Raw genomic sequence first — 24,625 nt, 5'->3', positions numbered from 1 at the left:
TGCGCAACCGGCTCGATGCGCTTGTCCTGAAAGGCTTTTTCCGGTGCCGCGGCAGCGCAAATTCCCCTGTCTCGGGTTGTTGCATTGCAGTATGCTTAGCCTCCCAAAAAAACAACCAGGTCCTGTCGTGCACACTGCAGACCGTGTGGAACAACCGGCCGCGGCCCCTCCCACCGAACATCGCGCTGGCCTCGCAGGGCTCGCCGTCGCCGCGATCGGCGTCGTCTACGGCGACATCGGCACGAGCCCGCTGTACACGCTGAAGGAAGTGTTCAACGGCCATCACGCCGTGCCGGTGACGCCGGCGAACGTGTACGGGGTCCTGTCGCTGGTGTTCTGGGCGCTGATGCTGGTGGTGTCGGCCAAGTACGTAGTCTTCATCACCCGCGCCGACAACCGCGGCGAAGGCGGCATCATGGCGCTGATCTCGCTCGCCCTGCGCGTCGTCCCCGACGGGCGCAAGGCCTGGGTGCTGTCGTCGATGGGCGTCTTCGGCGCCGCACTGTTCTACGGCGACGGCATGATCACGCCGGCGATCTCGGTGCTCTCGGCGGTCGAAGGCCTCGAAGTCGCGACGCCGGCCTTCGCGCCCTATGTGCTGCCGATCGCGCTGATCGTCCTCGTCGGCCTGTTCATGATGCAGCGCCACGGCACCAGCCGCGTCGGCGCGATCTTCGGCCCGGTGATGGTGTGCTGGTTCCTCGTGCTGGCGGCACTGGGCATCTCCGGCATCCGGCTGCATCCCGAGATCCTCGGCGCCCTCAACCCCGTCTGGGCGATCGGCTTCCTCGCCGACAATCCGCTGCTGGGCTGGCTCGGGCTGGGCGCCGTCGTGCTGGCGATCACCGGCGGCGAAGCCCTCTACGCGGACATGGGCCACTTCGGCCGCAAGCCGATCAAGCTCGCGTGGTTCACGGTCGTGTTCCCGGCCCTCTACCTGAACTACCTCGGCCAGGGCGCGCTGATCCTCGACCACCCCGACAACGTGCGCAACCCCTTCTACCTGCTGGTACCCGACGAACTCGTGTATCCGATGGTGGGCATGGCGACGCTGGCGACGATCATCGCCAGCCAGGCGGTGATCTCGGGCGCGTATTCGCTGACGCGCCAGGCCATGCAGCTGGGCTACGCGCCGCGCATGCGCACAATCTTCACCTCGGCACGCGAGATGGGCCAGATCTACGTGCCGAGCATCAACTGGATGCTCCTCGGCGCGGTGGTCGCGCTGGTAGTCGGCTTCCGCTCGTCGAGCGCGCTGGCCTCGGCCTACGGCATCGCGGTGACGATGACGATGATGATCGACACGGTGCTCGCCTTCGTCGTCGTGCGCGCGCTGTGGGGCTGGGGCAGGCTGAAGGCCGGCCTCTTCCTCGCGGTGTTCCTCGCCGTCGATATCGCCTTCTTCTCCGCGACGACGGTGAAGATCCTCGCCGGTGGCTGGTTCCCGCTGCTGATCGGGGCGGTGATCTTCACCTTCCTGACCACCTGGAAGCGCGGCCGCTCGATGCTCAACAGCCGCATCCGCACCGACACGATCCCGATCGACCTGTTCATCCAGTCGATGTTCACGAGTCCGCCGCCGCGCGTCGCGGGCACGGCGGTGTTCCTGACGACCTGGCTCGACGGCGTGCCACGCGCGCTGCTGCACAACCTGCTGCACAACAAGGTCCTGCACGAGCGCGTGGTGCTGCTGAAGGTGCATACCGCGGACGTGTCCCACGTGCCGGAGAAGGACCGCATCGAGATCGAGGAGATCGACTATGGTTTCTATCGCGTGCGCCTGACCTTCGGCTTCATGGACGACCCGGACATCCCCGCCGAACTGGCACGCTGCGCGGAGAAGGGGCTGCGCTTCGAGACGATGGAAACGTCGTTCTTCCTCGGCCGCGAAACCATCGTCCGCCGCATGGGCTCGGGCATGGCGCTGTGGCGCGAACGCCTCTTCATCGTCATGTTCCGCAACGCCGGCAGCGCCGCCGACTACTTCCACCTGCCGCCGAACCGTGTTGTGGAACTGGGCACGCAGGTCGAGCTATGATTCGAAAATAACCGGCTTTCCGGCAGAGGGGGGTACGCCAGCATGCAGTGGATCGTCTCGGCCGTACCCGGCCGCATCCGCATCCGCGATGCCCGGCTGCGCGACGCAGCGCGGCAGGAGCGACTGGGTGCCGCCCTTGCGGAAATCGACGGGGTCGTCGAAGTCGAGGGTAATCCGCGCACCGGCAGCATGCTGTTGCGCTACACCCCGGAACACGCGACGCGCGTCGAGATGGAGGCCCGCGTATCGGCCGCCGTCGGCGCCGAGCTCGCGCCGCCACCGGCAGCCCCGCGTGAGGAAGCCCGCACCCCGCGCACGCCGCGGCGGTGGCAGCGCGACCGGCGCCTCAACACCTGGGCCAAATACGGCATGCTCGGCAGCCTGGGCGTGTCGCTCGCGCTCGCCGCGGCCGGCAACAAGAAGGCGCATGCGGCAACCGGGGGCCTGTTCCTCGGCCTGCTGGGCATCCACATGGCGGTACACCGCCGTCATCTGTTCAAATAGCCGGCGCACGAACGCCGAGAATCCCTTCCGACCACTGCACCGATGGACGCATTCGAGCAACTGCAACGCTTCTCGCGCAACCTGCGCATCGCCCACCACATTCCGGGGCGCATCCGGCTCAAGCTCGAGAGCGATCTCGACGCGGGCCAGATGGACGCGATCGGCGACGCGAAACGCTTCGGCCGGGTACTCGACGACATCCCCGGGATCCGCTCGGTGAAACTGAACCTGCTCGCCCGCTCGTGCACCGTCGAGTACGACACCGGGGCGATCCCCGCCGCCGCGTGGCCCGACCTGCTCGGCGGCGTACGCTCGCCCGCGGCGGAAGTCCTGCTCGGCATCCTCGTCACCAAGCACCGCGAGGTGACGGGTGCGTAACTACGACGAGGCGATCCTGCGCGGCCGGCGGATCGAGCGCAAGGCGCCGTTCCCGCCCGCGCACCAGGCGCTGCGCATCGCCCTGTACGACGAATTCGCCGCGCGCGCCTTCTACCGCAAAGCCGTCGAGGCCTACGGCCCGCGCGAACCGTTCGCCGCGAGCCTGAAGGCGGCCGAGGCGCGCGTCGCGACGCTCGCGCGGCTGTGCCGGCGCTACGGTGTCGCCAGCCCGCTCGACCCCTTCCCGCTGGAGACCAGCCTCGCGCCGGGCTGGCGCGCGAACTGCGAGCGCGCGCTCGCGGGCACGCTAGCGCGGCTGCGGCTTTACGAAACGCTGATCGCGCGCACCGACGGCGCCCTGCGCAAGCGCCTGCGCCGGTTGCAGGCCGAGGATGCGCAGCAACTGCAGGTATGGCACGAAGCGCTCGCCGAGGCCGTCCGCCTCGAACAGCTGCATGCGCAAGGCGGCATCGCGCCCGACGAAGCGCACATGGAACACGGGCTGATCGGCGACTTCCTGGAAAGGACCTTTTCGGTGCTCAGCGGCCAGCACGCCGCCATCGGCGTCGTCGGCCCGCTGCTGAGCAGACTCAACCCCGCACTGCTGGCCGGCATCGCAGCCGGCGGCGCAGGCGTCCTGCTTGCCCGCGGCAAGCTCAATTTCACTCAAGACGGAAAGGAGGGATGAGATGTATCCCGTGCTTCCATTCGCAATCGGCGCAATGGTCGGTGCCGCGGCCGTAAGGCTGCTCAAGACGGTGAGCCTGCAGAGCAGCCTGGACAAGGCGCAGGAACGCCTGCGCGAGGCGACGATCTCCAGCCTCGACGCGATCGAACATTCGTCGGCCGGCCTGAAGGCCAAACTGGCGGCGGCACCCGCAGCGCCGGAAGCTGCAGCGCCGGAAGCCGCGGCCCCGGCGGCCAAAGCCGCACCCGCACGCAAGGCCCCGGCACGCCGGCGCAGCACGCCCCCCACGACGGGCACTCCCACGACGGGCACTCCCACGACGGGCTCTCCCACGACGGGCACCGCCAAGACGGCCGCGCCACGCACACGCGCGCGCAAGAAGACCACGCCGCCTGCCGACACCGGGGATTCGGCCTGATGCGAGCGATGCACAAGCTTCCGGTCAAGGTGAAGACGGGCGAAGCGCCGGCGAATTTCGTCCGCGGCTTCGTCGCCACCGGCCTCCTCGCGGCGCTGCAGGAACCGGGCGGGCGCGTCACGGCCGGCGCCGCCCGCGGCGTGCTGAAGCAGGCGCTGCAGGGCGGCGCGGCACTGGCGGCGGGTTGTGCCGCAGCCGACGCCTGGCAGCGCCAGGATTACCGCGGCGTGCTCGTCGCCGTCGCCGGCGGCGCGGCGGGACTGGCCGCCATCGATTACCTGGCGCGCAAATCGGCGCGCCGCAGCAACGGACACAGGGAGAAGCACCTTGGGCAAGAAGAAGCACAAGAAAGCGCAGCGTGACGAGTACGCCGGCTATGCGCCGGGCGGCTGGGGCAGCGGCTATGGCATGCCGGCCGGCGGCGCCGCGGGCCACGGCTTCGACGAAGGCCTGCTGAAGGCAATGCCCGGCCTGCTGAAATCGCGCCAGTACGACCAGTTCCTGCTCGGCGCGGCGATCGGTGCGGCGGCCGCCTACGTGCTCGGCGACGAGGAACTGCGTGGCAAGCTGCTGAAGACGGGCATGAAGCTGTATGCGGGCCTGCTCGGCGGCGTCGAGGAGTTCAAGGAACAGATGGCCGACCTGAAGGCCGAAGTCGAGGCGGAGCAGCACGGCGGCGCATGAGCGGCGGATCATGGTTCCGCTCGCTGACGGTCGCGCATCGCACGCGCGGGCGGGTGCGTTTCCGCTTCGCGTGCGCGCCCGGCACGCCCGCGACGCCGCTCGCGATCGAACGCGCGGCGGAGAACATTCCGGGCGTGCAGGAGGCGCGGGTCAATCCGCGCACGCACTCGCTGGTGCTGAGCTTCGATCCGGCCACGATCGGCGTCGAGGCCTTGCAGCAGGCACTTGCGGCACTGCCGCCGCCGGACGGGCGCGCGACACGGACGAAACCGGCTGACGCCGATGGCGGCGCGGGACCGCTGGTGGCGAGCCTCGCGACGCTGCTGGGCACGCGCTACCTGCCCGCCTCCGTGCAGTTGCCGGTGACGCTCGGGGCGGCCGCGCCGCTGCTCAAGCACGCGCTCGACGACTACCGCGACAACGGCATCTCCTCGCACGTGCTCGAGGCGCTGGCCGTGTCGATCTCACTTGCACGCGGCGACTTCAGCGCGGCCAACACGACGACCTTCATGCTCGCGCTGGGCGAGTACCTCGAGGACTCGATCGCGCGGCGCTCGGACGATCTCCTCAAGCACCTGCTGCGCCCGTCGAGCGACGAGGTGTGGGTCGTGCGCGACGGACAGGAAGTCCTCATCCCCGCCCCCGAGGTGCGCGTCGGCGACACGGTCGTCGTCGGCACCGGCGCCGTGATCCCGGTCGATGGCACCGTGCTCGGCGGCGAAGGCACCGTGAACGAGGCGGCGATGACCGGCGAGAGCGTCGCGGTCGCCAAGGCGCGCGGCGACGCCGTGCTTTCGGGCACGCTGATCGAGGAAGGCCGGCTGCAGATCTACGCCGAGCAGGTCGGCGCACGCACCGCCGCGGCGCGCATCGCCGACTACGTCGAGCAATCGCTCACGGCGAAGAGCGAGGCGCAGCTCGGCGCGGCGCGGCTCGCGGACCGGCTGGTGCCGATCGTGCTGGGGCTGGCCGGCTCGACCTACCTGCTGTCGCAGGACTGGCGCCGTGCCGCCGCGGTGCTCCAGGCCGACTACTCGTGCGCGCTGAAGCTCGCGACGCCGGTGGCGTTCAAGTCGGCGATGTACCGCGCCGGGCGCACCGGCATCCTCGTGAAGGGGGCGAGCGCGCTGGAACGGCTGGCCGAGGCCGACACTTTCATCTTCGACAAGACCGGCACGCTGACGGCCGGCCGGCTCGCGGTCACCGACTCGGTGACCTTCGACCGCAGCTACTCCGCCGACGACCTGATCTGGCTCGCCGCGTCGGTAGAGGAGCATTACTTCCATCCGCTGGCGCTGGCGGTCGTCGCGGCGGCGAAGGAAATCTCCGGCAAGCACTTCGATCACCAGGAAGTGCAGTTCATCGTCGCGCACGGCGTCGCCAGCGTGATCGACGGCCGGCGCATCGTCGTCGGCTCGCGCCACTTCATCGAGGACGACGAGAAGATCGACGTCTCGGCGCACACGGAGACGATCGATCGCCTGTACCGCGAAGGCAAGACGCTGCTCTACATCGGCTTCGGCGGCAAACTGCTGGGCGTGCTGGCGCTGAAGGACGAGGTACGCGCCAACTCGGCCGCGACCATCGCGCGGCTGCGCGCGCTCGGTGCCCGCCGCATCCTGATGCTGACGGGCGACCACCACGAACGCGCCGCCGAGCTCGCCGCGGAGCTGGGCCTCGACGGCTTCCACGCCGAACTGCTGCCCGAGCAGAAGGCGAGCATCGTCGAGGACCTCGGCCGCCAGGGCGCGCGCATCGCCTTCGTCGGCGACGGCATCAACGACGCCCCCGCGCTCGCCGGCGCCCACGTCGGCGTCGCGATGCAGAAGGGTGCCGACATCGCGCGCCTGACCGCCGACGTCGCGCTGCTGGAAGACGACATCGGCTGCGTCGCGGACGCCAAGGCGCTCGCGCAGGCGACGATGACGCGCATCCGCAACAACTACCGCCTGACGGTCGGCCTCAACACCGCGATCCTCGGCGCGGCGGCGATCGGCGTGCTGTCGCCGGTGACGACGGCGATGCTGCACAACGGCAGCACGATCGCGATCCTGCTCAACGCGCTGCGCGGCAGGACGGGCTAGCGGCGACTGCGCAGGGAGGATGAGCCGAAGGCCGCGTCCGGCAACCGAGCCGCCGAATGATCGGCCATTCAACCCCAGGCGCTGCGTGGCGGAAGGCGCTGCGCTTTTCCGCCCTACGATCCGTGCCTACGACACTCATTTCGGCAAAGCGTACCCTTTGGGAGTCGCTGAAACTTGAATTTTCGTTGATGCACCTGCCCTGTCGAACCGCCGATCTCCTTCCCCGGCTTCGCCGCCTGCTCGGCGTCGTGGTCGCGTCGATGTGCCTCGGCGCGCCGCCGGCCGATGCGCAGACCGCGACCGAGCAATGGCAGGGCGCCGCCTTCGAGGGCGATCGCGCCGCGCTGGAAAAGCTCGCAGTAGCCGGCGCACGCGTCGTGCGCGTGTATCGCGAGTCCGACGCGTGGGTGCTGGACGCCGCGCAGGCGCTCGGGCTGAAGGTCGTGATGGGCCTGTGGGTCGGCCATCCGCGCCACGGTTTCGATCTCGGCGACCGGGCCGCCGTGCAGGCGCAGGAACGCGCGATCCGCGCCTTCGTCACCCGCTATCGCAGCCACCCCGCGCTCCTCGCGTGGGGTGTCGGCAACGAGGTCGAAACGGGCGAGGCGGACCCCTTGCCTGCCTGGCGCGAGGTGGATCGGCTCGCCGGCATCGTCAGGGCGCTCGATCCCGCCCACCCGACGATGATGGTCGTCGCCGACACCGGCATGGCGCAGTTGCGCACGCTCGCCGGCTGCTGCCCGAACGTCGACCTGCTGGGCATCAACCTCTACGCCGGCGCCGTGTTCGACCTGCCGCAGCGCCTGCGCGACGCGGGCATCGCCAAACCCGCCGTCGTCACCGAACTGGGGCCGCTCGGCCAGTGGCAGGCCGGCAAGAAGCCGTGGGGCGCGCCGGTCGAGCCGACGAGCAGCGAGAAGGCTGTCTTTTTCCGCGATGCGCTCGCCTTCCTGCGCAAAGAGCGGCAGATCGCCGGGGTGTTCCCCTTCCTGTGGGGCGCGAAGCAGGAGCAGACGGCGACGTGGCACGGCCTGCTGCTGGCCGACGGCAGCCTCACGGCGATGACCGACGCGCTGACGCAGGCGTGGGGCAAGCCGGTCGCCGAGCCCGCACCGGCGATCCGCGGCATCGGCATCGCGGCGGACGTGTTCGCGCCGGGAGCGGAGATTTCCGCGGGCGTCGACGCCGCCTCGTTCGACGGCTCGCCGCTGACGGTGGAGTGGAACGTCTTCGCCGAAGCAACCGATCTACGCAAGGGCGGCGACACGGAAGCCGCGCCGCCGCGCATCGACGTGCGCATGCTGCATGCCGATGCGACCAGCGCGCGCTTCCTCGCCCCGCGGCAGCCGGGCGCCTATCGCCTCTTCATCACGCTACGCGACCGCCAGGGCAAGGCGGCGACCGCCAACCTCCCCTTCCTCGTGCGCTGACGCGCGCCCTCAGTCGCCAAGCTGCGGCCGCGTGCCCTTGCCGACGCGCCGGCCGACCACGTGCATCTCGCACTTCTTGCAGTCGAAGCGCAGCGTCAGCGGTTCGCGCACGACGCGCTCGCCGTCGCCGCGCTCCTGCCACAGCGTCATCGGATCGGGGCGGATGCCCTTCACCTGCTTCGGGCACAGGTTGAAGCTGTAGCGCAGGCAGTGCTTGGTGATCATCAGCGAGACGAGCCCGTCCTCGTGGTTCGCCTCGAAGGCGTCGGCGATCAGCTCGACGCCGTGCTTGCGGTAGAAGTCGCGCGCGCGGGCGTTGAAGACGTTGCCGAGGTAGTTGAGCGAGGTGTCCGGGTAGCGCGCCGGCGGATCGACCGGCACTGCCCGCGGCGGGCGCTGCCAGGCTGCCGCGCGCGCCGCGGCGAGCGCCTCCACCGCGGCACGCCGCAGCGCGTTGAGCTGCCCGACCGGCACGAACCACGGCTGCGCGGTGTCGAGCACGACCTCGGCTGCCGCGGTGACGAACATCGTGCCGCCGAGCTTCGCGAGGCTGTCGCGCAGCGTCGCCTCGGCACGCAGCGGGTCACGCGGCGCGGCCTTGTCGCAGGCGAGCGTGGCCGTCGCCGACACGCCGGCCTCGTCGGTGATCGTCAGGGCCAGCCCGTCCGCCGTATCGTCGAGACGCAGGCGCACCTGCACGCGGCGCTCGGCCGACTTGCCGGCCAGGAGCTTCTCGAACACGTGATCGACGTTGCGGTACAGCGTCGCGCCGGTGACGAGCCCCTGCGGCAGGTCGACGAGCTGGATGCGCCCGCCGTCGACACGATTCACGCGGGCGCCCTGCAACTCGCCCGTGGCGCCGTACCACGCCAGCCCGTCGCCATTCGCGAGCGGCTCGGCCGCCTCGACGGTGACGAAGCGCCCGCTCACGCCCAGCACACGCCCGACCGGGGCGCCGACAAACTTGGGCGACTCGAAGGACTCGATGTCGCCGTGGCGGCCATTCACGAAGTAATCCGTGCTGCCGCGATTGAAGGTCTTTTCCGGCCGCGGCGTGAAGCTGAAGGTCGAGCGCCCCCCCGAACTGCGTGCGAATTCGGGCCGCGTCTCGAGGATGCGGTCGAGCTGCTGGCGGTAGTGCGCCGTCACGTTCTTCACGTAGGCCAGATCCTTCAGCCGCCCCTCGATCTTGAACGAGCGGACGCCGGCGTCGATCAGCGCCTCGAGGTTCGCCGTCTGGTCGTTGTCCTTCAGCGACAGCAGGTGCCGCCGGTCGGCCACCGGCGTGCCGTCGGCGTCCTTCAGCGACCACGGCAGACGGCACATCTGCGCGCATTCGCCGCGATTCGCGCTGCGCCCGGTGAAGGCGTGGCTGATCGTGCATTGCCCCGAGTAGCTCACGCACAACGCGCCGTGGATGAAGAACTCCAGCGCGCAGCGCTCGCGGTCGGTCGCGTCGGCGATCGCGCGGATCTGGCGCAGATCCAGCTCGCGCGCCAGCACGATCTGCGAGAACCCCACGTCCTGCAGGAAGCGCGCCTTCGCTGGCGTGCGGATGTCGCACTGTGTGCTCGCGTGCAGCTGGATCGGCGGCAGGTCCAGCTCCAGCAGGCCCATATCCTGCACGATCAGCGCATCGACGCCGGCCTCGTAGGCCTGGATGACCACCTGGCGCGCACCGTCGAGTTCGTCGTCGCGCAGGATGGTGTTGAGGGCGAGCAGCACGCGCGCGGAATAGCGGTGCGCATGCGCGGCCAGCGCCGCGATGTCCGCCATGCTGTTGCCCGCCGACGCGCGCGCGCCGAACGACGGTCCGCCGATATACACGGCGTCGGCCCCGTGCTCGATCGCGGCGATGCCCGATTCGAGGTTGCGGGCGGGAGCGAGAAGTTCGAGGGCGAAGGCGTGCGACATCGGAAAGGCCGGGCGAAATCGAAAGGCCGTCCGGCACATCGCGGACGGCCCCGCATGATAGGCCTTTTCGCGCCGGACCGTCGTTCGCCGGGTCCGCGGCAACCGTGCTCGAAACAGATCGTTACATCCGTGACATGCGTCACGAAAGCTGCCCCGCCCCTGTACCTCCGGCCAATACCTCCCACATGCCTCCGGTCATATTCTGTTACCAAGTGTAATAGGCATCGCGCGACCGCCCCCGGCGGCTTCGCCAGACCATCAGAGGAGCAGCGAAAATGGCACAAGCAATTGCGGTAGTCGTGGCGGTCACGGGCAAGGCGTTTGCGCGCGATGTGAAGGGCAACCTGCGTCCGCTCAAGGCGGGTGACACGCTGCAGGAAGGCGAATCGGTCATCACGATGGCCGGCGGCCATGTCGAACTCGCCATGTCCGACGGCGCGCCGATGGCGATCGCCGCCGACCAGACGGTAACCCTCACCGCCGACGTGTCGGCAACGACCCGTCCCGCGCCCGAGGATGCACAGGTCTCGCAGGCTACCGTCGACCAGGTGATCCAGGCCCTCGAACAGGGCGGCAACCTCGACGACATCGAAGCCCCGGCGGCGGGTCTCGCCGGCGGTGGCGGCGGCGACGGCAACAGCTTCGTGCGCCTGCTGCGCATCAGCGAAGGCGTCGGCCCGCTCGAGTTCCAGTTCGGCCAGGAATCCATCGCCCGCATCGAGCCGGAGGAATCCGCGCCGCTCCCGCAGGAACCGCAGCCCCTCAACGCCACGGTCACGCTCGGCAACATCGTCGTCACTGAAGGATCGGGCACAGCCACCATCGTCGCGACCGTGAGCAGCCCCGTCACGGGCAGCGACCTGGTGATCACGCTGAGCAACGGTGCCACGATCACGATCCCGGTCGGCGCGACGACCGGCACCTCGACGCCCTTCCCGATCCAGGGCGACGACCCCTACATCGACCCCGAGACCTTCCCGGTGGATGTCGTCGGCAGCACCGGCAGCGACTTCGGCACGGTCACCCCGACGGGACCGGCCATCGTGGAGGTGCGTGACACGATCGACACCACGAATTCCGCCATCAACGTCGAACTCAACGCCGCCCCGACCTTCACCGAAGACGGCACCACCCTGACCTACGTCGTCACGCTGAGCGCAGCGGTTCGCCCCGGGGACGACCCGGTACGCGTGAGCTTCACCGACCTGGCCGGCAACGCCCAGACCATCGTGATCACGAGCGGCACGTCCGGCTCGGTCGCCGTGGCCATCCCCGAATCGCTGTTCGAGGATGTTTACGAGGAAGCGCCGGCCGACCTGCTCGTCGCCACCAATGTCACGATCGGCGGAGGTGCGAACTTCGAGGCGCTCAATCCACCCTCAGTCGGCACCGTGCAGCTGGTCGACACCGTCGATACGACCACCGTCAGCCTCGCCGCCGCCCCGAACTTCACCGAGGACGGCATCACCCTCACCTACACGGCGACCCTCGGGGCCGCCGTGCGCGCGGGCGATGATCCGGTCACGGTCAACTTCACCGACCTCGCCGGCAACGCCCAGACCATCACCATCGCCAGCGGCACCACCGGCACCGTCACCGCAGTGATCCCCGAGGCCACCTTCGAGGATCCCTACAAGGAGGCGGACGCCAACCTCGCCGTCGCCACCAACGTCACCGTCTCCGGCGGCGCGAACTTCGAGGCCCTGGGCACTCCCACGGTCGGCACCGTGCAGCTGGTCGACACCGTCGATACGACCACCGTCAGCCTCGCCGCTGCCCCGAACTTCACCGAGGACGGCATCACCCTCACCTACACGGCGACCCTCGGGGCCGCCGTGCGCGCGGGCGATGATCCGGTCACGGTCAACTTCACCGACCTCGCCGGCAACGCCCAGACCATCACCATCGCCAGCGGCACCACCGGCACGGTCACCGCAGTGATCCCCGAGGCCACCTTCGAGGATGTCTACAAGGAGGCGGACGCCAACCTCGCCGTCGCCACCAACGTCACCGTCTCCGGCGGCGCGGACTTCGAGGCCCTGGGCACTCCCGCGGTCGGCACCGTGCAGCTGGTCGACACCGTCGATACGACCACCGTCAGCCTCGCCGCTGCCCCGAACTTCACCGAGGACGGCACCACCCTCACCTACACCGTGACCCTCGGGGCCGCCGTGCGCGCGGGCGATGATCCGGTCACGGTCAACTTCACCGACCTCGCCGGCAACGCCCAGACCATCACCATCGCCAGCGGCACCACCGGCACCGTCACCGCAGTGATCCCCGAGGCCACCTTCGAGGATCCCTACAAGGAGGCGGACGCCAACCTCGCCGTCGCCACCAACGTCACCGTCACCGGCGGCGCGAACTTCGAGGCCCTGGGCACCCCCACGGTCGGCACCGTGCAGCTGGTCGACACCGTCGATACGACCACCGTCAGCCTTGCCGCCGCTCCGAACTTCACCGAGGACGGCACCACCCTCACCTACACCGTGACCTTGGGGGCCGCCGTGCGCGCGGGCGATGAGCCGGTCACGGTCAACTTCACCGACCTCGCCGGCAACGCCCAGACCATCACCGTCACCAGCGGCACCACCGCCACGGTCACCGCCGCGATCCCCGAGGCGACCTTCGAGGACGTCTATGCCGAAGCACCGGCCAATCTGACCGTCGCCACCAATGTCTCGGTCACCGGCGGCTCGGGCTTCGAGGCCCTGGGCACGCCCACGGTCGGCACCGTGCAGCTGGTCGATACCGTCGATACAACCACCGTCAGCCTTGCCGCCGCTCCGAACTTCACCGAGGACGGCACCACCCTCACCTACACCGTGACCTTGGGGGCCGCCGTGCGCGCGGGCGATGAGCCGGTCACGGTCAACTTCACCGACCTCGCCGGCAACGCCCAGACCATCACCGTCACCAGCGGCACCACCGGCACGGTCACCGCCGTGATCCCCGAGGCGACCTTCGAGGACGTCTATGCCGAAGCACCGGCCAATCTGACCGTCGCCACCAATGTCTCGGTCACCGGCGGCTCGGGCTTCGAGGCCCTGGGCACGCCCACGGTCGGCACCGTGCAGCTGGTCGATACCGTCGATACGACCAAACTCACGCTCACCGGCACGACCTCGGTTCTTCCCGGCGGAACGATCACCTATACCGCGACACTCGACCACGAAGTGCGCACAGGCGATGCGCCGGTAGTGGTGACTTTGTCCAATGGGTTGTCGTTCCAGATTACTTCGGGCACCACAGGCTCAATCACGGACACTGCCCCGAACGACGGGACCACCCCTGCTGTCGGGCCGATCACCGCGACGGCGACCCAAACCGTCAGCGGAACGCAAGGCTCGTTCGAGCTCCTGACCGCCACCGGATCGGTGACGACCGACATCAACTACACGCCTTCGCTCACCACATCGAACCAGACGGTCGATGAAACCGGCGGACTCGACAGCGTCATCGGAACGCTGACCGTCAATTACGGCGGCGACAGCGCGGGCACGCTGGCGCTCCGGGCATCCAACGCGACTTGGTCCGCAGGCACGAACACACTGACCGCCAACGACGGAAGCTGGAAGGTCGCCGTGAATGGCGACGGCACCTACACCTTCACGCAGCTGAAGGCGATGGCGCACCCCGATGCGTCGAACCCGAACGACGCGATCGATCTGACGATCACGGCGAATGTCGTGGATGGCGACGGGACGACCGCGTCGAAGACCTTCACGGTGACGGTGCTCGATGACGGTCCAGTTGCGTTCGTGCCCGCAACGACAGTGATGTTGAACATAACGACCTCGACTTTCACGGCCCCCCTGGATCTTGACATCAACATCGCGAACAACTACGGCACCGATGGCGGCACGATCCGTTTCGCACCCGGCCTCGCCGGCAGCACGACGCTGACCTCCGGCGGACTGCCGATCACCTATGCGCTCTCGACAAACGGGCAGGTTCTCACGGCCTCGACGGCAGCGGGCACCGTATTCACCGTGACGCTCGATCCGGCAAGCGGCCAGTACACGATGCAGATGCACGGCACTGTCGATGGCGGCGCGACAACGATCGACTTCAATGCGGGCGGATACAACTTCACGGGCGGCAATGCAAACTGGGCGGGGTTCTTCACCAATGCCAACGACAACAGTTCGGATCTGCTCATCACACCGATGGTCAAGAGTGCCGGTGGCAATTATGTGAGCGGTAGCACCGTCAATACCAACGCGAATGAGGGTGGCGTCGGGGGGAACAGCGTCGGCAGCGGAGAAGCCATCCGCATCGACTTCGTCACCGACCTGAGCGGGACTTCGGTCAGTGGCAAGGATTACGTTCCCGGCGACACGACCCATTCGTTCGATGGACATTACACGACGAACGGTGCATCGGCGCTCTTCACCGCCATTACCGGCGGAAGCGCGAAGAGCAGCGTACTCATCAAGGCATTCGATGATTTCGATTCCGACAATACTGTGGGGAATGGAACCCAGGACTCCGTAATCGCCATCGGCATTACCTACGGAGGCCAGACCCGCGTGATTTCGGAGAAAGAGATCGGATTGGGCGCAACGCTTATCACGATCGGAGGCAAGGAATTCACGGTCGACTTTGACGACGTTGATCCGGGCGCTGGAACGAAATACCAAGTCACGGTTTCCGGGGTCGTATCCAACACGCAGATCGCCACTTACACGGCGGATGGTTTCAGCAGCGTCGAATACCAGCACGCCGGCGGCCAGGACTTCAAGGTCGGCGACTTCGGCACCACCCATATCAACCAGGGGCTCCCGATCAACTTCGGCCTGCCGCTGGAAGTGGTGGATGCGGACGGCGACAAGGTCGGCGCCACGCTGGACATCAACCTCGTCCCGAACCACCTGACAACGCAGGACTACTCGGCCTCGGCAACGGGCGTCACGGCGGCCGCGACGACGGATGCACCGCACATCTTGGGCTCCGACCAAGGCGACACGCTCACCGGCAACAGCGGTGACAACGTGCTGTACGGCGGCAAGGGCGACGATCAGCTCTCCGGGCTGGGCGGCAACGACCGGCTGGGCGGCGGTGAAGGGAACGACACCCTGATCGGCGGAGGAGGCAACGACATCCTCACCGGCGGCATCGGCGCCGACACCTTCAAGTGGGCCCTAGTGGACGCCAGTAGCGCTTCGGTGCCCACCGACACGATCAAGGACTTCAACACCGCAGCCTTTGCGAGCGGCGGCGACCGCCTCGATCTGAAGGACCTGCTCGAAGGCAACTCGTCCGCCACCGATCCGCTGACGGACTACCTGCATTTCAGCTACGACGCAGGCACCAAGGCGACGACGATCGAGGTGCATTCCGGCGGCACGGGGGCTCCGATCGATCAGAGGATCGTGATCGAAAACGTCGATCTCACCAACGGCGGTGCGCTCACGAGCGATCAGGCGATCATCACCGACCTCATGAACAAGGGCAAACTCATCACCGACTGACGCCCTGACCACTCGCCCGGCGGCTCACGGCCGCCGGGCTTTTTTTCGTCCGCCCCGCTCACACCATCCCGCGCAACTCCCGCAACAGCACCGACAGCATCGACATCTCGATCGATTGCGTCGTCTTCACGTCGGCGAGGAGGTGGCGGTAGCGGTCGATCTGGGGCGTGCGGCGGGCCTCCCAGGCGGCGATGAGGTCGTCCGGCTGGGCGAGGTCGGGCGAGGCTTTCAGGGCTTCCGCGGCGAGCGCGCGGGCGAGGTTCGAGAGGTCGACGCGCAGGGCGCCGCGGGCGAGGTTCTGCCAGCGGGTGTCGGCCGGCAGGGCGTTGATCTGCGTGCCCAGCCAGTACAGGTCGAGGTGGCCGCCAAGGGTGAAATACACGGCGGCGACCGTCGGCCCAGGGCGGCCGGTGTCGGCGACGATCTCGACGAGGTCGAGCGCCGAGTAGAGTTCGTCGAGCGACGCGATGCGCAGCGCGAGCTCCTCGGGCACGCCGCGCTCGACGTAGCGCGCGACGGCCGCATCGAGCTGCGCACGGTAGTCGTCGGACACCAGGCGGTGGAGGTGTTCGGACAGCGCGGCGACGCCGGGCGAGAAGTAGGCGAGCGTGGCCGGCAGGTCGGCGAGCCATTCGCGGTGGCGCAGGAACCACAGCGTGCCGCGCTGCACGAGGCGGCCGCAGTCGATGATCATCGCGGTCTGCACGGCGTCCTCGACGCGGTTGTCGAGCGCCTCGATCGCATGCCACGTGGGCACCAGCCCGAACACTTCGCGCGTGGCCATGTAGGCGCGCACGACGTCCGCCGCGGTGACGCCGAGCTCGCCCTGCAGGCGGCCGACGAAGGTCGGGCCGACGCGGTTGATCATGCTGTTGATGACGTGCGTGGAGATGATCTCGCGGCGCAGCGGATGCCTGGCGATGTGCGCGGCGAAGCGCTCGCGCAGCGGTTCGGGGAAGTAGCGCGACAGCGCGCTGCCGATGTAGGGATCTTCCGGCACGTCGGACGCGAGCACCTCGTCGTAGAGCTCGATCTTGCTGTAGGCGAGCAGCACCGCGAGTTCCGGCGTGACCAGGCCGGTGCGGGCGGCGGCGCGTTCGGCGATCTCGTCGTCGAGCGGCAGGAATTCGAGCTTGCGGTTGAGGCGTCCGGCGAAGCTCAGGCGGCGGATGAACTCGGCCTGCTCGTCGAGCAGCGCCATGCCGCGCGCGCGCGTCACCGACAGAATCTGCGTCTGCGCGTAGTTGTCGCGCAGCACCAGCGCGGCGACCTCGTCGGTCATCTCGACGAGCAACGCGTCGCGCTGCTTGCCGGTGAGTTCGCCTTCCGCGATCACGCTGTTGAGCAGGATCTTGATGTTCACCTCGTGGTCGGAGCAGTCCACGCCGCCGGAGTTGTCGATCGCGTCGGTGCAGAGCTTGCCGCCCTTGAGCGCGTATTCGATGCGCCCGAGCTGCGTCATGCCGAGGTTGCCGCCCTCGCCGATCACGCGGCAGCGCAGTTCGGCGCCGTTCACCCGCACCGCGTCGTTGGCGCGGTCGCCGACCGCGGCGTCGGTCTCGTTCGTCGCCTTGACGTAGGTGCCGATGCCGCCGTTGTAGAGCAGGTCGACCGGCGCGCGCAGGATCGCACGGATCAGCTCGGACGGCGTCAGCGACTCGGCCGCGACGCCCAGCACCGCCTGCATCTGCGGCGACAGCGCGATCGACTTCGCGCTGCGCGGCCACACCCCGCCGCCCGCGGAGATCTTCGTGCGGTCGTAATCGTTCCACGACGAGCGCGGCAGCGCGAAGAGGCGCTCGCGCTCGACGAAGGACGCTTCCGGGTCCGGGTCGGGGTCGAAGAACACGTGGCGATGGTCGAAGGCGGCGATCAGGCGGATCTTGCGCGAGCGCAGCATGCCGTTGCCGAACACGTCGCCCGACATGTCGCCGATGCCGACCGCCGTGAAGGGCTGCTCCTGCGTGTCGAGGCCGAGCTCGCGGAAGTGGCGCTTCACCGATTCCCACGCGCCGCGCGCGGTGATCGCCATCTTCTTGTGGTCGTAGCCCGCCGAGCCGCCGGACGCGAAGGCGTCGCCGAGCCAGAAGCCGTATTCCGCCGCGACGCCGTTGGCATAGTCGGAGAAGCTCGCCGTGCCCTTGTCCGCAGCGACGACCAGGTAGGGGTCGTCGCCGTCGTGGCGCACCACGTCGGGCGGCGGCACGACGCGGCCCTGCACGAGGTTGTCGGTGAGATCCAGCAGGCCATGCAGGTACAGCCGATAGCAGGCGATGCCTTCGGCGAGCACGGCCTCGCGGTCGCCCGCGGGCGGCGGATTCCGGACGACGAAGCCGCCCTTGGAGCCGACCGGCACGATCACCGCGTTCTTGACGATCTGCGCCTTCACCAGGCCCAGCACCTCGGTGCGGTAGTCCTCCATGCGGTCCGACCAGCGCAGGCCGCCGCGCGCGACCTTGCCGCCGCGCAGGTGCACGCCCTCGAAGCGCGGCGCATAGACGAAGATCTCGAACATCGGCAGCGGCTGCGGCAGGTTCGGGATGCGCCTGGGGTCGAGCTTGAAGGACAGGTAGGGCTTGATCGCGCCGTCGGCGTCGCGCTGGTAGTAGTTCGTGCGCAGCGTCGCGCGCACCATCGCGAGGAACTGGCGCAGGATGCGGTCTTCGTCGAGGTTCGCGACGTCGTTGAGGGCGTCGTCGATGCCGGCGAGCACCGTCGCCTCGTGCCGTGCGCGCTCGGCCACGCGCGCCGGGTCCAGGCGCAGCGAGAAGAGCTCGATCAGCTGACGCGCGAGCCGCGGATGGGCCGCGAGCGTCTGCTGCATGTAGGCCTGGCTGAACGTGAAGGCCGCCTGCTTCATGTGCTTCGCGTAGGCGCGCAGCACCGTGATCTCGCGCCACGTGAGGCCCGCGAGCAGCGTCAGGCGGTTGAAGTCGTCGCTCTCGATCTCGCCGCGCCACGCGCGCAGGAAGGCGTCGTGGAAGAGCGGGCGCAGCGTGTCGATGTCGAGCTCCTCCGCCCCGTCGTAGGCCAGCCCGAAGTCGTGGATCCACACGCACTGGCCGTCCTGGCGCGCGATATCGGACGGCCGCTCGTCGATCACCTTCACGCCCATGCGTTCGAGCATCGGCAGGCTCTGCGACAGCGGCACCGGCGCGCCGACGCGGTAGATCTTGAAATTGAGCCGCCCCGACGGCGCCTCGAGCGGGATGTAGAGGCTCATCGCGAGGCCGTCGCCCGCCACCGATTCCATCTGCTCGATGTCGAACACCGCCACCCGCGGCGAATACTCCTCGCGGTAGCCCGCCGGGAAGGCGCTGCCGTAGCGGCGCAGCAGCGCCATGCCGCGCTCCTCGCCGCAGTGTTCGAGCAGCACGCGGTGCAGCTCGTCCTCCCAGCGCCGTGTCGCGCGCACGATGCGCTGCTCCAGTTCATGCACCTCGAAGGGCGGGATCGCCGAACCGCGCGTGCGCACGGTGATCAGCACGCGCGCCAGTGCGGATTCGAAGAACTGCACATCGAAGTCCGAGCTCACGCCGTTGAAGGCTTCCATCAGCACCGCCTGCATGCGCAGGCGCTGGTCGGTGTTGTAGTGCTCGCGCGGCACGTAGATCAGGCAGCAGACAAAGCGCGCGAACGGGTCGCAGCGCACGAAGAGCCGCGTGCGCTGGCGCTCGCCCAGGTGCAGGATGCCCATCGCCTGGTGGAAGAGTTCCTCGGCCTCGATCTGGAACAGCTCGTCGCGCGGATAGCGTTCGAGGATGGTCAGCAGCGCCTTGGCCGCATGGCTTTTGGGCATCAGGCCGGCGCGGGCGATCACCGCATCGACCTTGCGGCGCAGGAAGGGGACCAGCTTCGGGCTGGTGCTGTACGCGGTCGACGCCAGCAGGCCGATCACGCGGCGTTCGCCGCACACGTGGCCGTCCGCGTCGAAGCGCTTGATGCTGAAGCGGTCGATGTAGCCGACGCGATGCACGGTCGAGCGCGTGTTCGACTTCGTCACCGTCAGCAGCACGGGCAGGTTGGGCAGCGTCGTCTTCAGCTCCGGCGGCAGGGCGCCGAACGAGCGCGACTGCCGCTCGCCCTCCTTCTCGCGCAGCAGGCCCAGGCCCGAGCCGGCCACGATGCACAGCTCGGGCTTGCCGTCGAGCTCGGCCAGTTCGTAATCACGGCAACCCAGCAGCACGAGGTTGTCGTCCATCAGCCACTTCAGGAAGGCCACGCTCTCGCCGATATCCCCGACCGCCACCGGCGGCGGATTCTGCTCGACCTCCGCGATGATGTCCGCGACCCGCTGCTGCATCGCCGGCCAGTCGGCGACGGCGAGGCGCACGTCGGCCAGCACCTGCTCGAGCCCCACGCGCAGCGCGTCGAGGTCCTCCGCATCGGTGCGCCGGTCGACCTCCACGTGGATGATCGATTCGTAGTGCCCTTCGGACGCATCGGCGTCCTCGACGATGCGCTGATGCACGCCCTCCGCATCGCGCACGACGCGCATCACGGGGTGAATGATAAGGTGCAGCGTGAGGCCCTGGCGGTTGACCTCCATCGCGATCGAATCGACGAGGAAGGGCATGTCGTCATTGACGATCTCGATGACGGTGTGGGTCGACTCCCAGCCGTGCTCCTCGAGCTTCGGGTTATAGACCCGCAGCCGGGTGCCGCCGCGGTGCTTGCGCGCGAAGTTCCAGTGGCTGAGCACCGCGCCGTAGAGGTCGTCGACGGTGTAGTCGGCGATGTCCTCCGGGGTGACCTGGCCGAACCAGCGCCGGGCGAAGGCGCCGACGAGCGCCGCCTGGTCGGCGGGCAGCTTGATCGCGATCTGTTCCAGGATCGTTTCGAAACTTGCGGCACCGCTCTCCACATGGCGTGTCTGCATCGCTGTCTCCCGCGTGACGGGGGCCGCACCGCGACAAGGCGACGAGTCCGGCGACTGCCCACTTGATCCGGATAACCATACCCGCATCGCGTGCCGCGGGGAAGGGGCGGGAGCTGCGGCGGGGTGCGCCGCGTGCGGGGAACTACAGCGGCAATCCGCGCGGCTTGCGCCCGGCGCGCGCGAACAGGGCGTCGAAGACGGGATTGGGCAGCGCCCGCAGCACGCGCGCGACCACGCCCATCTGCCAGGGCACCACGGCATAGCCGCGGCCGGCGTCGATGAGCTTCGCCATGCGCCGCGCGGCCTCGTCGGCCTGCAGGATGAAGGGCATCGGATAGGGGTTCACGGCCGTCATCGGCGTCGCGATGTAACCGGGCGCGAGCGTCACAACCCGCACGCCGCTGCCACGCAGCTCGACGCGCAGGCTCTCGAGGTAGGCGATCGCCGCGGCCTTGGACGCACTGTAGGCGCCCGCCCCCGGCAGGCCGCGGATGCCGGCGACCGAAGCGATGCCCACGAGCCGCCCCGAGCCGCGCTCGCGCATCGCGTCGACGAAGGGCTGGAAGCTCGCGACGATGCCATTCACGTTGGTGCGCATGACGCGCTCGAAGGCGGGGAGGTCTTCCGCGCATTCGGTCAGCGTGCCGACCGACACGCCGGCATTCGCGATGACGATGTCGGGCACGCCGACGCGCGCGAGGTAGGTCCGGGCGGCGTCCGCGAGCGCCGCGCCGTCGCCGACATCCGCGGGCAGCACGAGATGCTCGCCGGGGAGCCCGGCCGCCAGCTGCGACAAGGCGTCGGTGCGCCGCGCGACGAGCCCGAGCTGCGCGCCGCGCTGCGCGTAATGGCGCGCGAACGCCTGGCCGAGGCCGCTCGAGGCGCCGGTCAGGAAAACACGAAGTCCGGCCAGAGCCGGACTTGCGGAGGATCGAACCATGCGGGATCGACGATCGGTTGCGTGCCCGGACGCGCGGCGGCCGGGCAGCACAGGCATCAGCCCTTGCCCTTCTCCGAGCGCGCGCGCGCGACGAGCTCGTCGACGGTCTTCAGCATCGCCTCGTGGCTGCCGGCGGTCGAGGCCGACACCATGAAGCGGCCGTCGACGGCCATCATCGGCACGCCGGTGACGCGGTAGGCGGCGGCGATCTGGTTGGCGCGCTGCAGGCGCGACTGCACGCCGAAGGACTTCCACGTATCGCTGAAACGCTTCGAGTCGGTGACGCCGCCGATCCACTCGAGCAGCACGTCTTCCTTCTGCAGCGGGCGCTTCTGCTCGTGGATCGCCGCGAACACGGCCGAACCGAGCTTGTCGGCCTCGCCCATCGCGTCGAGGGTGTAGTAGATGCGCGCGAGGTTGGTCCACTCGGGGCGGTTGAAGGTGATCGGCACCTTCACGAAATTGACGTCGGACGACAGCGTCTTCTTCCAGTTGTTCAGCAGCGGCTCGAAGTCGTTGCAGTGCGGGCAGCCGTAGGAGAAGAACTCGATCACCTCGATCTTCCCGGCGACTTCGGTCGGCACCTTGGTGGCGAGCGTCTGGAAGGGCTGGCCGGCCTTCTGGGCCCAGGCGGCGCCGCCGAGGACGGACAGGGCGGTCAGGGCAGACAGTTGCTTGAGTGCAGCACGACGATTCATTCAATACTCCCGAGTGGATGACAGGGTCTCAGACGGCAGACCCTGCGAGTGGTTCCCGAAACCTTTTCAGCATATCCGGAATGCCGTTCCGGCAAATGCTCACGGGGTGGCCTTCACCACCGTTGCGGTGAAGCCGGCCTCGGACAGGCGCGCGCGCACCGGATTCATGTCTTCCGGCTTGGCGAAGGGGCCGATGCGCACGCGATGCATCGTGCGGCCGTCCGGCAGCTGTGCGCGCTGCGCGCTGGCTTCGATGCCGTTGAGCGCGAGCTTGGCCTTGAGGTTGTCGGCTTCGGCCGGATTCTCGAAGGCGCCGATCTGCAGGTAGAGCTTGTCGGTCGCGGCCGGCGCGGCCGCGGCGGGTGCGGGCGGCTTGCTCTCGGTCGGCGCGCCCTCGCCCTGCGGCAGGATCTTGTAGAACTCGAAGTCCGGCTTCACCACCGGGCGGTCGCCCGGCTTGCCCGGCAGCGAGGCGGGCTGGTCGGACGCGGGCGGACGCGCCGCGGCAGGCGCCGGCGCGGCAGGCGTCTGGAAGGGCGAATTGCGCGTGAAGTACCACGCGGCACCGGCCGCGAACAGCGCGCCGAGCACCAGTCCGATGAAGATGCCGACGATCACGCCGCCGCGGCTCTTCGCCGGGCGGCTGGCTTTCCTGCTGGGCTTGCGGTCACGACTCACGGGGTTCTCCGACGTTTACATCGACTGCGGTGCCGACACGCCCAACAGCGCGAGGCCGTTGGCGAGCACCTGGCGCACCGCGGCGGCGAGCGCGAGGCGCGCGAGCTTCACCGCCTCGTCGTCGACCAGCATGCGCTCGGCGTTGTACCAGCTGTGGAACTCGCCGGCGAGGTCCTTGAGGTAGAACGCGATCTGGTGCGGCGCGTAGTCGGCGGCAGCGCCCTGGATCAGCTCGGCGAAGGCGCCGAGGCGCGCGCACAGCGCCAGTTCGCGCTCGTTCTCGAGGCGCGCGAGGTCGGCCGCGGCCAGCTCGCCCGCGTCGCCGCCCCACTGTTGCAGCACCGAACACACGCGCGCGTGCGCGTACTGCACGTAGTAGACCGGGTTCTCGTTGCTCTGGCTCTTCGCGAGGTCGAGGTCGAAGTCGAGGTGCTGGTCGCTCTTCCGCAGCACGTAGAAGAAGCGGCACGCGTCGTTGCCGACTTCGCGGCGCAGCTCGCGCAGCGTCACGAACTCGCCCGAACGGGTAGACATCGCGGCCTTCTGGCCGTTGCGGTACAGCACCGCGAACTGCACCAGCGCCACTTCGAGCTTTTCCGGCGGCAGCCCGAGCGCGGCGAGGGCGCCCTTCACGCGCGGGATGTAGCCGTGGTGGTCGGCGCCCCAGATGTCGATGATGCGGTCGAAGCCGCGCTCGTACTTGTTCAGGTGGTAGGCGATGTCGGACGCGAAGTACGTATACAGGCCGTTGTCGCGCTGCACGACGCGGTCCTTCTCGTCGCCGAAGGCGGTCGAACGGAACCACTTGGCGCCGTCCTGCACGTAGAGGTGGCCGCGCTTCTCGAGCTCGGTCACGGCGCGCTCGACCAGGCCGGTGTCGAACAGGCTGCGCTCGGAGAACCACCGGTCGAAATGCACGCCGAACTCGTGCAGGTCGTCGCGGCCGTCGCCGAGCTGCTCGTTGAGCGCGAAACCATGCACGAACGGGTAGTCCTCGCCGAGCAGGTGCTTGGCATTGGCGATCAGCACGTCGAGGTGCGTCTCGCGCTGGTTCTTGGCCTCGTCGTCCTTGCGGTCCGAAGCGGGCAGGCCGGGCGTGCCGGCGAGGATCTGCGCGACGGTGACTTTCGCGAAGCGGTCCTTGTGGCCCTCGCGCATCTCGCGCGCCATGTCGATGACGTAGTCGCCCTGATAGGCGTTGGGCGGGAAGTCGATCTCGATGCCGTGGAAGGCGAGGTAGCGCAGCCAGGTCGACAGCGCGAGGATGTCCATCTGCCGGCCGGCGTCGTTGATGTAGTACTCGCGCGTGACATCGAACCCGGCGAAGTCGAGCACCGCCGACAGCGAGGCGCCGTAGGCCGCGCCGCGGCCGTGGCCGACGTGCAGCGGTCCGGTGGGGTTGGCCGAGACGAACTCGACCTGCACCTTGGTGTCGCGGCGCACGCCGCGCCCGAACGCCGCGCCGCGGGCCAGGACGTCGGCGACGACCGAGGTCTTGGCGCCGGAATTCAGCGTGAAGTTGATGAAGCCGGCACCGGCCACCTCGGTCTTCGCGACCAGCGGCGAGGCCGGCAGCTCGGCCAGCAGCATCGTCGCGAGATCGCGCGGGCTGCGGCGCAACGGCTTGGCGAGCTGCAGCGCGAGGTTGGTGGCGAAGTCGCCGTGACCGGCCTGCTTGGGGCGTTCCAGCTGGATCGGGGTGTCGGTGAGGTCGGGCGCGACGCTCTTCAGCGCGGCGCGCAGCAGGTCGGCAAGTTGGACTTTCGGATCGGCGCTCATGGCACTCGGAAAAGAAACTAAACGTGCGATTATAGCGGA

General features: G+C 68.8%; 16 protein-coding genes. 10 read left to right on the top strand and 6 right to left on the bottom strand.

Annotated features, from left to right (window positions below):
• Positions 1–91 precede the first annotated feature (91 nt).
• The 9 genes from GPA22_RS05920 (at position 92) to GPA22_RS05880 (ending at position 8,224) form a co-directional block, all read left to right on the top strand.
• Complete coding sequence (locus GPA22_RS05920; RefSeq protein WP_211168962.1) at positions 92–2,038, top strand: potassium transporter Kup; 1,947 nt, start codon at positions 92–94, stop codon at positions 2,036–2,038.
• A 42-nt stretch (positions 2,039–2,080) separates the two neighbouring features.
• Positions 2,081–2,542: an HMA2 domain-containing protein gene (locus tag GPA22_RS05915; protein ID WP_169255171.1), complete on the top strand. Its 462-nt coding sequence runs from the start codon at positions 2,081–2,083 to the stop codon at positions 2,540–2,542.
• Positions 2,543–2,584: 42 nt separating this feature from the next.
• Positions 2,585–2,920: an HMA2 domain-containing protein gene (locus GPA22_RS05910; RefSeq protein ID WP_169255170.1), complete on the top strand. Its 336-nt coding sequence runs from the start codon at positions 2,585–2,587 to the stop codon at positions 2,918–2,920.
• A complete protein-coding gene (locus GPA22_RS05905) occupies positions 2,913–3,608 on the top strand; it encodes a ferritin family protein (RefSeq protein ID WP_169255169.1) in 696 nt (231 codons plus the stop codon). The genes GPA22_RS05910 and GPA22_RS05905 overlap by 8 nt, the downstream gene beginning before the upstream one ends.
• A 10-nt stretch (positions 3,609–3,618) precedes the next feature.
• Complete coding sequence (locus GPA22_RS22605; protein WP_211168961.1) at positions 3,619–4,026, top strand: hypothetical protein; 408 nt, start codon at positions 3,619–3,621, stop codon at positions 4,024–4,026.
• 8 nt (positions 4,027–4,034) lie between these two features.
• On the top strand, positions 4,035–4,388 hold the full coding sequence (locus GPA22_RS05895) for a hypothetical protein (RefSeq protein WP_211168960.1): 354 nt from the start codon (positions 4,035–4,037) through the stop codon (positions 4,386–4,388).
• On the top strand, positions 4,354–4,710 hold the full coding sequence (locus GPA22_RS05890) for a DUF5132 domain-containing protein (protein ID WP_246264103.1): 357 nt from the start codon (positions 4,354–4,356) through the stop codon (positions 4,708–4,710). Before GPA22_RS05895 ends, GPA22_RS05890 begins: the two co-directional genes overlap by 35 nt.
• Positions 4,707–6,794, top strand: a complete 2,088-nt coding sequence (locus GPA22_RS05885; RefSeq protein WP_169255168.1) for a heavy metal translocating P-type ATPase — start codon at positions 4,707–4,709, stop codon at positions 6,792–6,794. The genes GPA22_RS05890 and GPA22_RS05885 overlap by 4 nt, the downstream gene beginning before the upstream one ends.
• 260 nt (positions 6,795–7,054) lie before the next feature.
• On the top strand, positions 7,055–8,224 hold the full coding sequence (locus tag GPA22_RS05880; RefSeq protein ID WP_169255259.1) for a glycoside hydrolase 5 family protein: 1,170 nt from the start codon (positions 7,055–7,057) through the stop codon (positions 8,222–8,224).
• A gap of 9 nt (positions 8,225–8,233) precedes the next feature.
• Here GPA22_RS05880 and GPA22_RS05875 read toward each other — a convergent pair whose 3' ends face one another.
• A complete protein-coding gene (locus tag GPA22_RS05875; RefSeq protein WP_169255167.1) occupies positions 8,234–10,138 on the bottom strand; it encodes a peptidase U32 family protein in 1,905 nt (634 codons plus the stop codon).
• Between the two features lie 275 nt (positions 10,139–10,413).
• Here GPA22_RS05875 and GPA22_RS05870 point away from each other — a divergent pair, with 275 nt between their 5' ends.
• Positions 10,414–15,612 (top strand): retention module-containing protein, encoded by a 5,199-nt coding sequence (locus GPA22_RS05870; protein WP_169255166.1) that lies wholly within the window; start codon positions 10,414–10,416, stop codon positions 15,610–15,612.
• A gap of 58 nt (positions 15,613–15,670) precedes the next feature.
• Here GPA22_RS05870 and GPA22_RS05865 read toward each other — a convergent pair whose 3' ends face one another.
• The 5 genes from GPA22_RS05865 to argS form a co-directional block, all read right to left on the bottom strand.
• Positions 15,671–20,491, bottom strand: a complete 4,821-nt coding sequence (locus GPA22_RS05865; RefSeq protein ID WP_169255165.1) for an NAD-glutamate dehydrogenase — start codon at positions 20,489–20,491, stop codon at positions 15,671–15,673.
• 142 nt (positions 20,492–20,633) lie between these two features.
• On the bottom strand, positions 20,634–21,431 hold the full coding sequence (locus GPA22_RS05860) for an SDR family oxidoreductase (RefSeq protein ID WP_211168959.1): 798 nt from the start codon (positions 21,429–21,431) through the stop codon (positions 20,634–20,636).
• A gap of 56 nt (positions 21,432–21,487) precedes the next feature.
• On the bottom strand, positions 21,488–22,129 hold the full coding sequence (locus GPA22_RS05855; protein ID WP_169255164.1) for a thiol:disulfide interchange protein DsbA/DsbL: 642 nt from the start codon (positions 22,127–22,129) through the stop codon (positions 21,488–21,490).
• Positions 22,130–22,228: 99 nt separating this feature from the next.
• Positions 22,229–22,807 (bottom strand): SPOR domain-containing protein, encoded by a 579-nt coding sequence (locus tag GPA22_RS05850; protein ID WP_169255163.1) that lies wholly within the window; start codon positions 22,805–22,807, stop codon positions 22,229–22,231.
• Between the two features lie 15 nt (positions 22,808–22,822).
• Positions 22,823–24,586, bottom strand: a complete 1,764-nt coding sequence (argS, locus tag GPA22_RS05845; protein WP_169255162.1) for an arginine--tRNA ligase — start codon at positions 24,584–24,586, stop codon at positions 22,823–22,825.
• Positions 24,587–24,625: the final 39 nt, after the last annotated feature.

Origin of the sequence: Aromatoleum toluvorans, assembly GCF_012910905.1 — a bacterium.
Taxonomy (GTDB): domain Bacteria; phylum Pseudomonadota; class Gammaproteobacteria; order Burkholderiales; family Rhodocyclaceae; genus Aromatoleum; species Aromatoleum toluvorans.
Note: the sequence above shows the minus strand (reverse complement) of the source record. Positions and strands in the feature narration are given on the sequence as shown.

Excerpts from the sequence above, each read along its gene's own strand:
- GPA22_RS05865 (WP_169255165.1), bottom strand. The coding sequence starts at position 20,491 with ATGCAGACACGCCATGTGGAGAGCGGTGCCGCAAGTTTCGAAACGATC.
- GPA22_RS05870 (WP_169255166.1), top strand. The coding sequence starts at position 10,414 with ATGGCACAAGCAATTGCGGTAGTCGTGGCGGTCACGGGCAAGGCGTTT.
- GPA22_RS05880 (WP_169255259.1), top strand. The coding sequence starts at position 7,055 with ATGTGCCTCGGCGCGCCGCCGGCCGATGCGCAGACCGCGACCGAGCAA.
- GPA22_RS05860 (WP_211168959.1), bottom strand. The coding sequence starts at position 21,431 with ATGGTTCGATCCTCCGCAAGTCCGGCTCTGGCCGGACTTCGTGTTTTC.
- argS (WP_169255162.1), bottom strand. The coding sequence starts at position 24,586 with ATGAGCGCCGATCCGAAAGTCCAACTTGCCGACCTGCTGCGCGCCGCG.
- GPA22_RS05875 (WP_169255167.1), bottom strand. The coding sequence starts at position 10,138 with ATGTCGCACGCCTTCGCCCTCGAACTTCTCGCTCCCGCCCGCAACCTC.
- GPA22_RS05855 (WP_169255164.1), bottom strand. The coding sequence starts at position 22,129 with ATGAATCGTCGTGCTGCACTCAAGCAACTGTCTGCCCTGACCGCCCTG.
- GPA22_RS05885 (WP_169255168.1), top strand. The coding sequence starts at position 4,707 with ATGAGCGGCGGATCATGGTTCCGCTCGCTGACGGTCGCGCATCGCACG.
- GPA22_RS05920 (WP_211168962.1), top strand. The coding sequence starts at position 92 with ATGCTTAGCCTCCCAAAAAAACAACCAGGTCCTGTCGTGCACACTGCA.
- GPA22_RS05895 (WP_211168960.1), top strand. The coding sequence starts at position 4,035 with ATGCACAAGCTTCCGGTCAAGGTGAAGACGGGCGAAGCGCCGGCGAAT.
- GPA22_RS05910 (WP_169255170.1), top strand. The coding sequence starts at position 2,585 with ATGGACGCATTCGAGCAACTGCAACGCTTCTCGCGCAACCTGCGCATC.
- GPA22_RS05915 (WP_169255171.1), top strand. The coding sequence starts at position 2,081 with ATGCAGTGGATCGTCTCGGCCGTACCCGGCCGCATCCGCATCCGCGAT.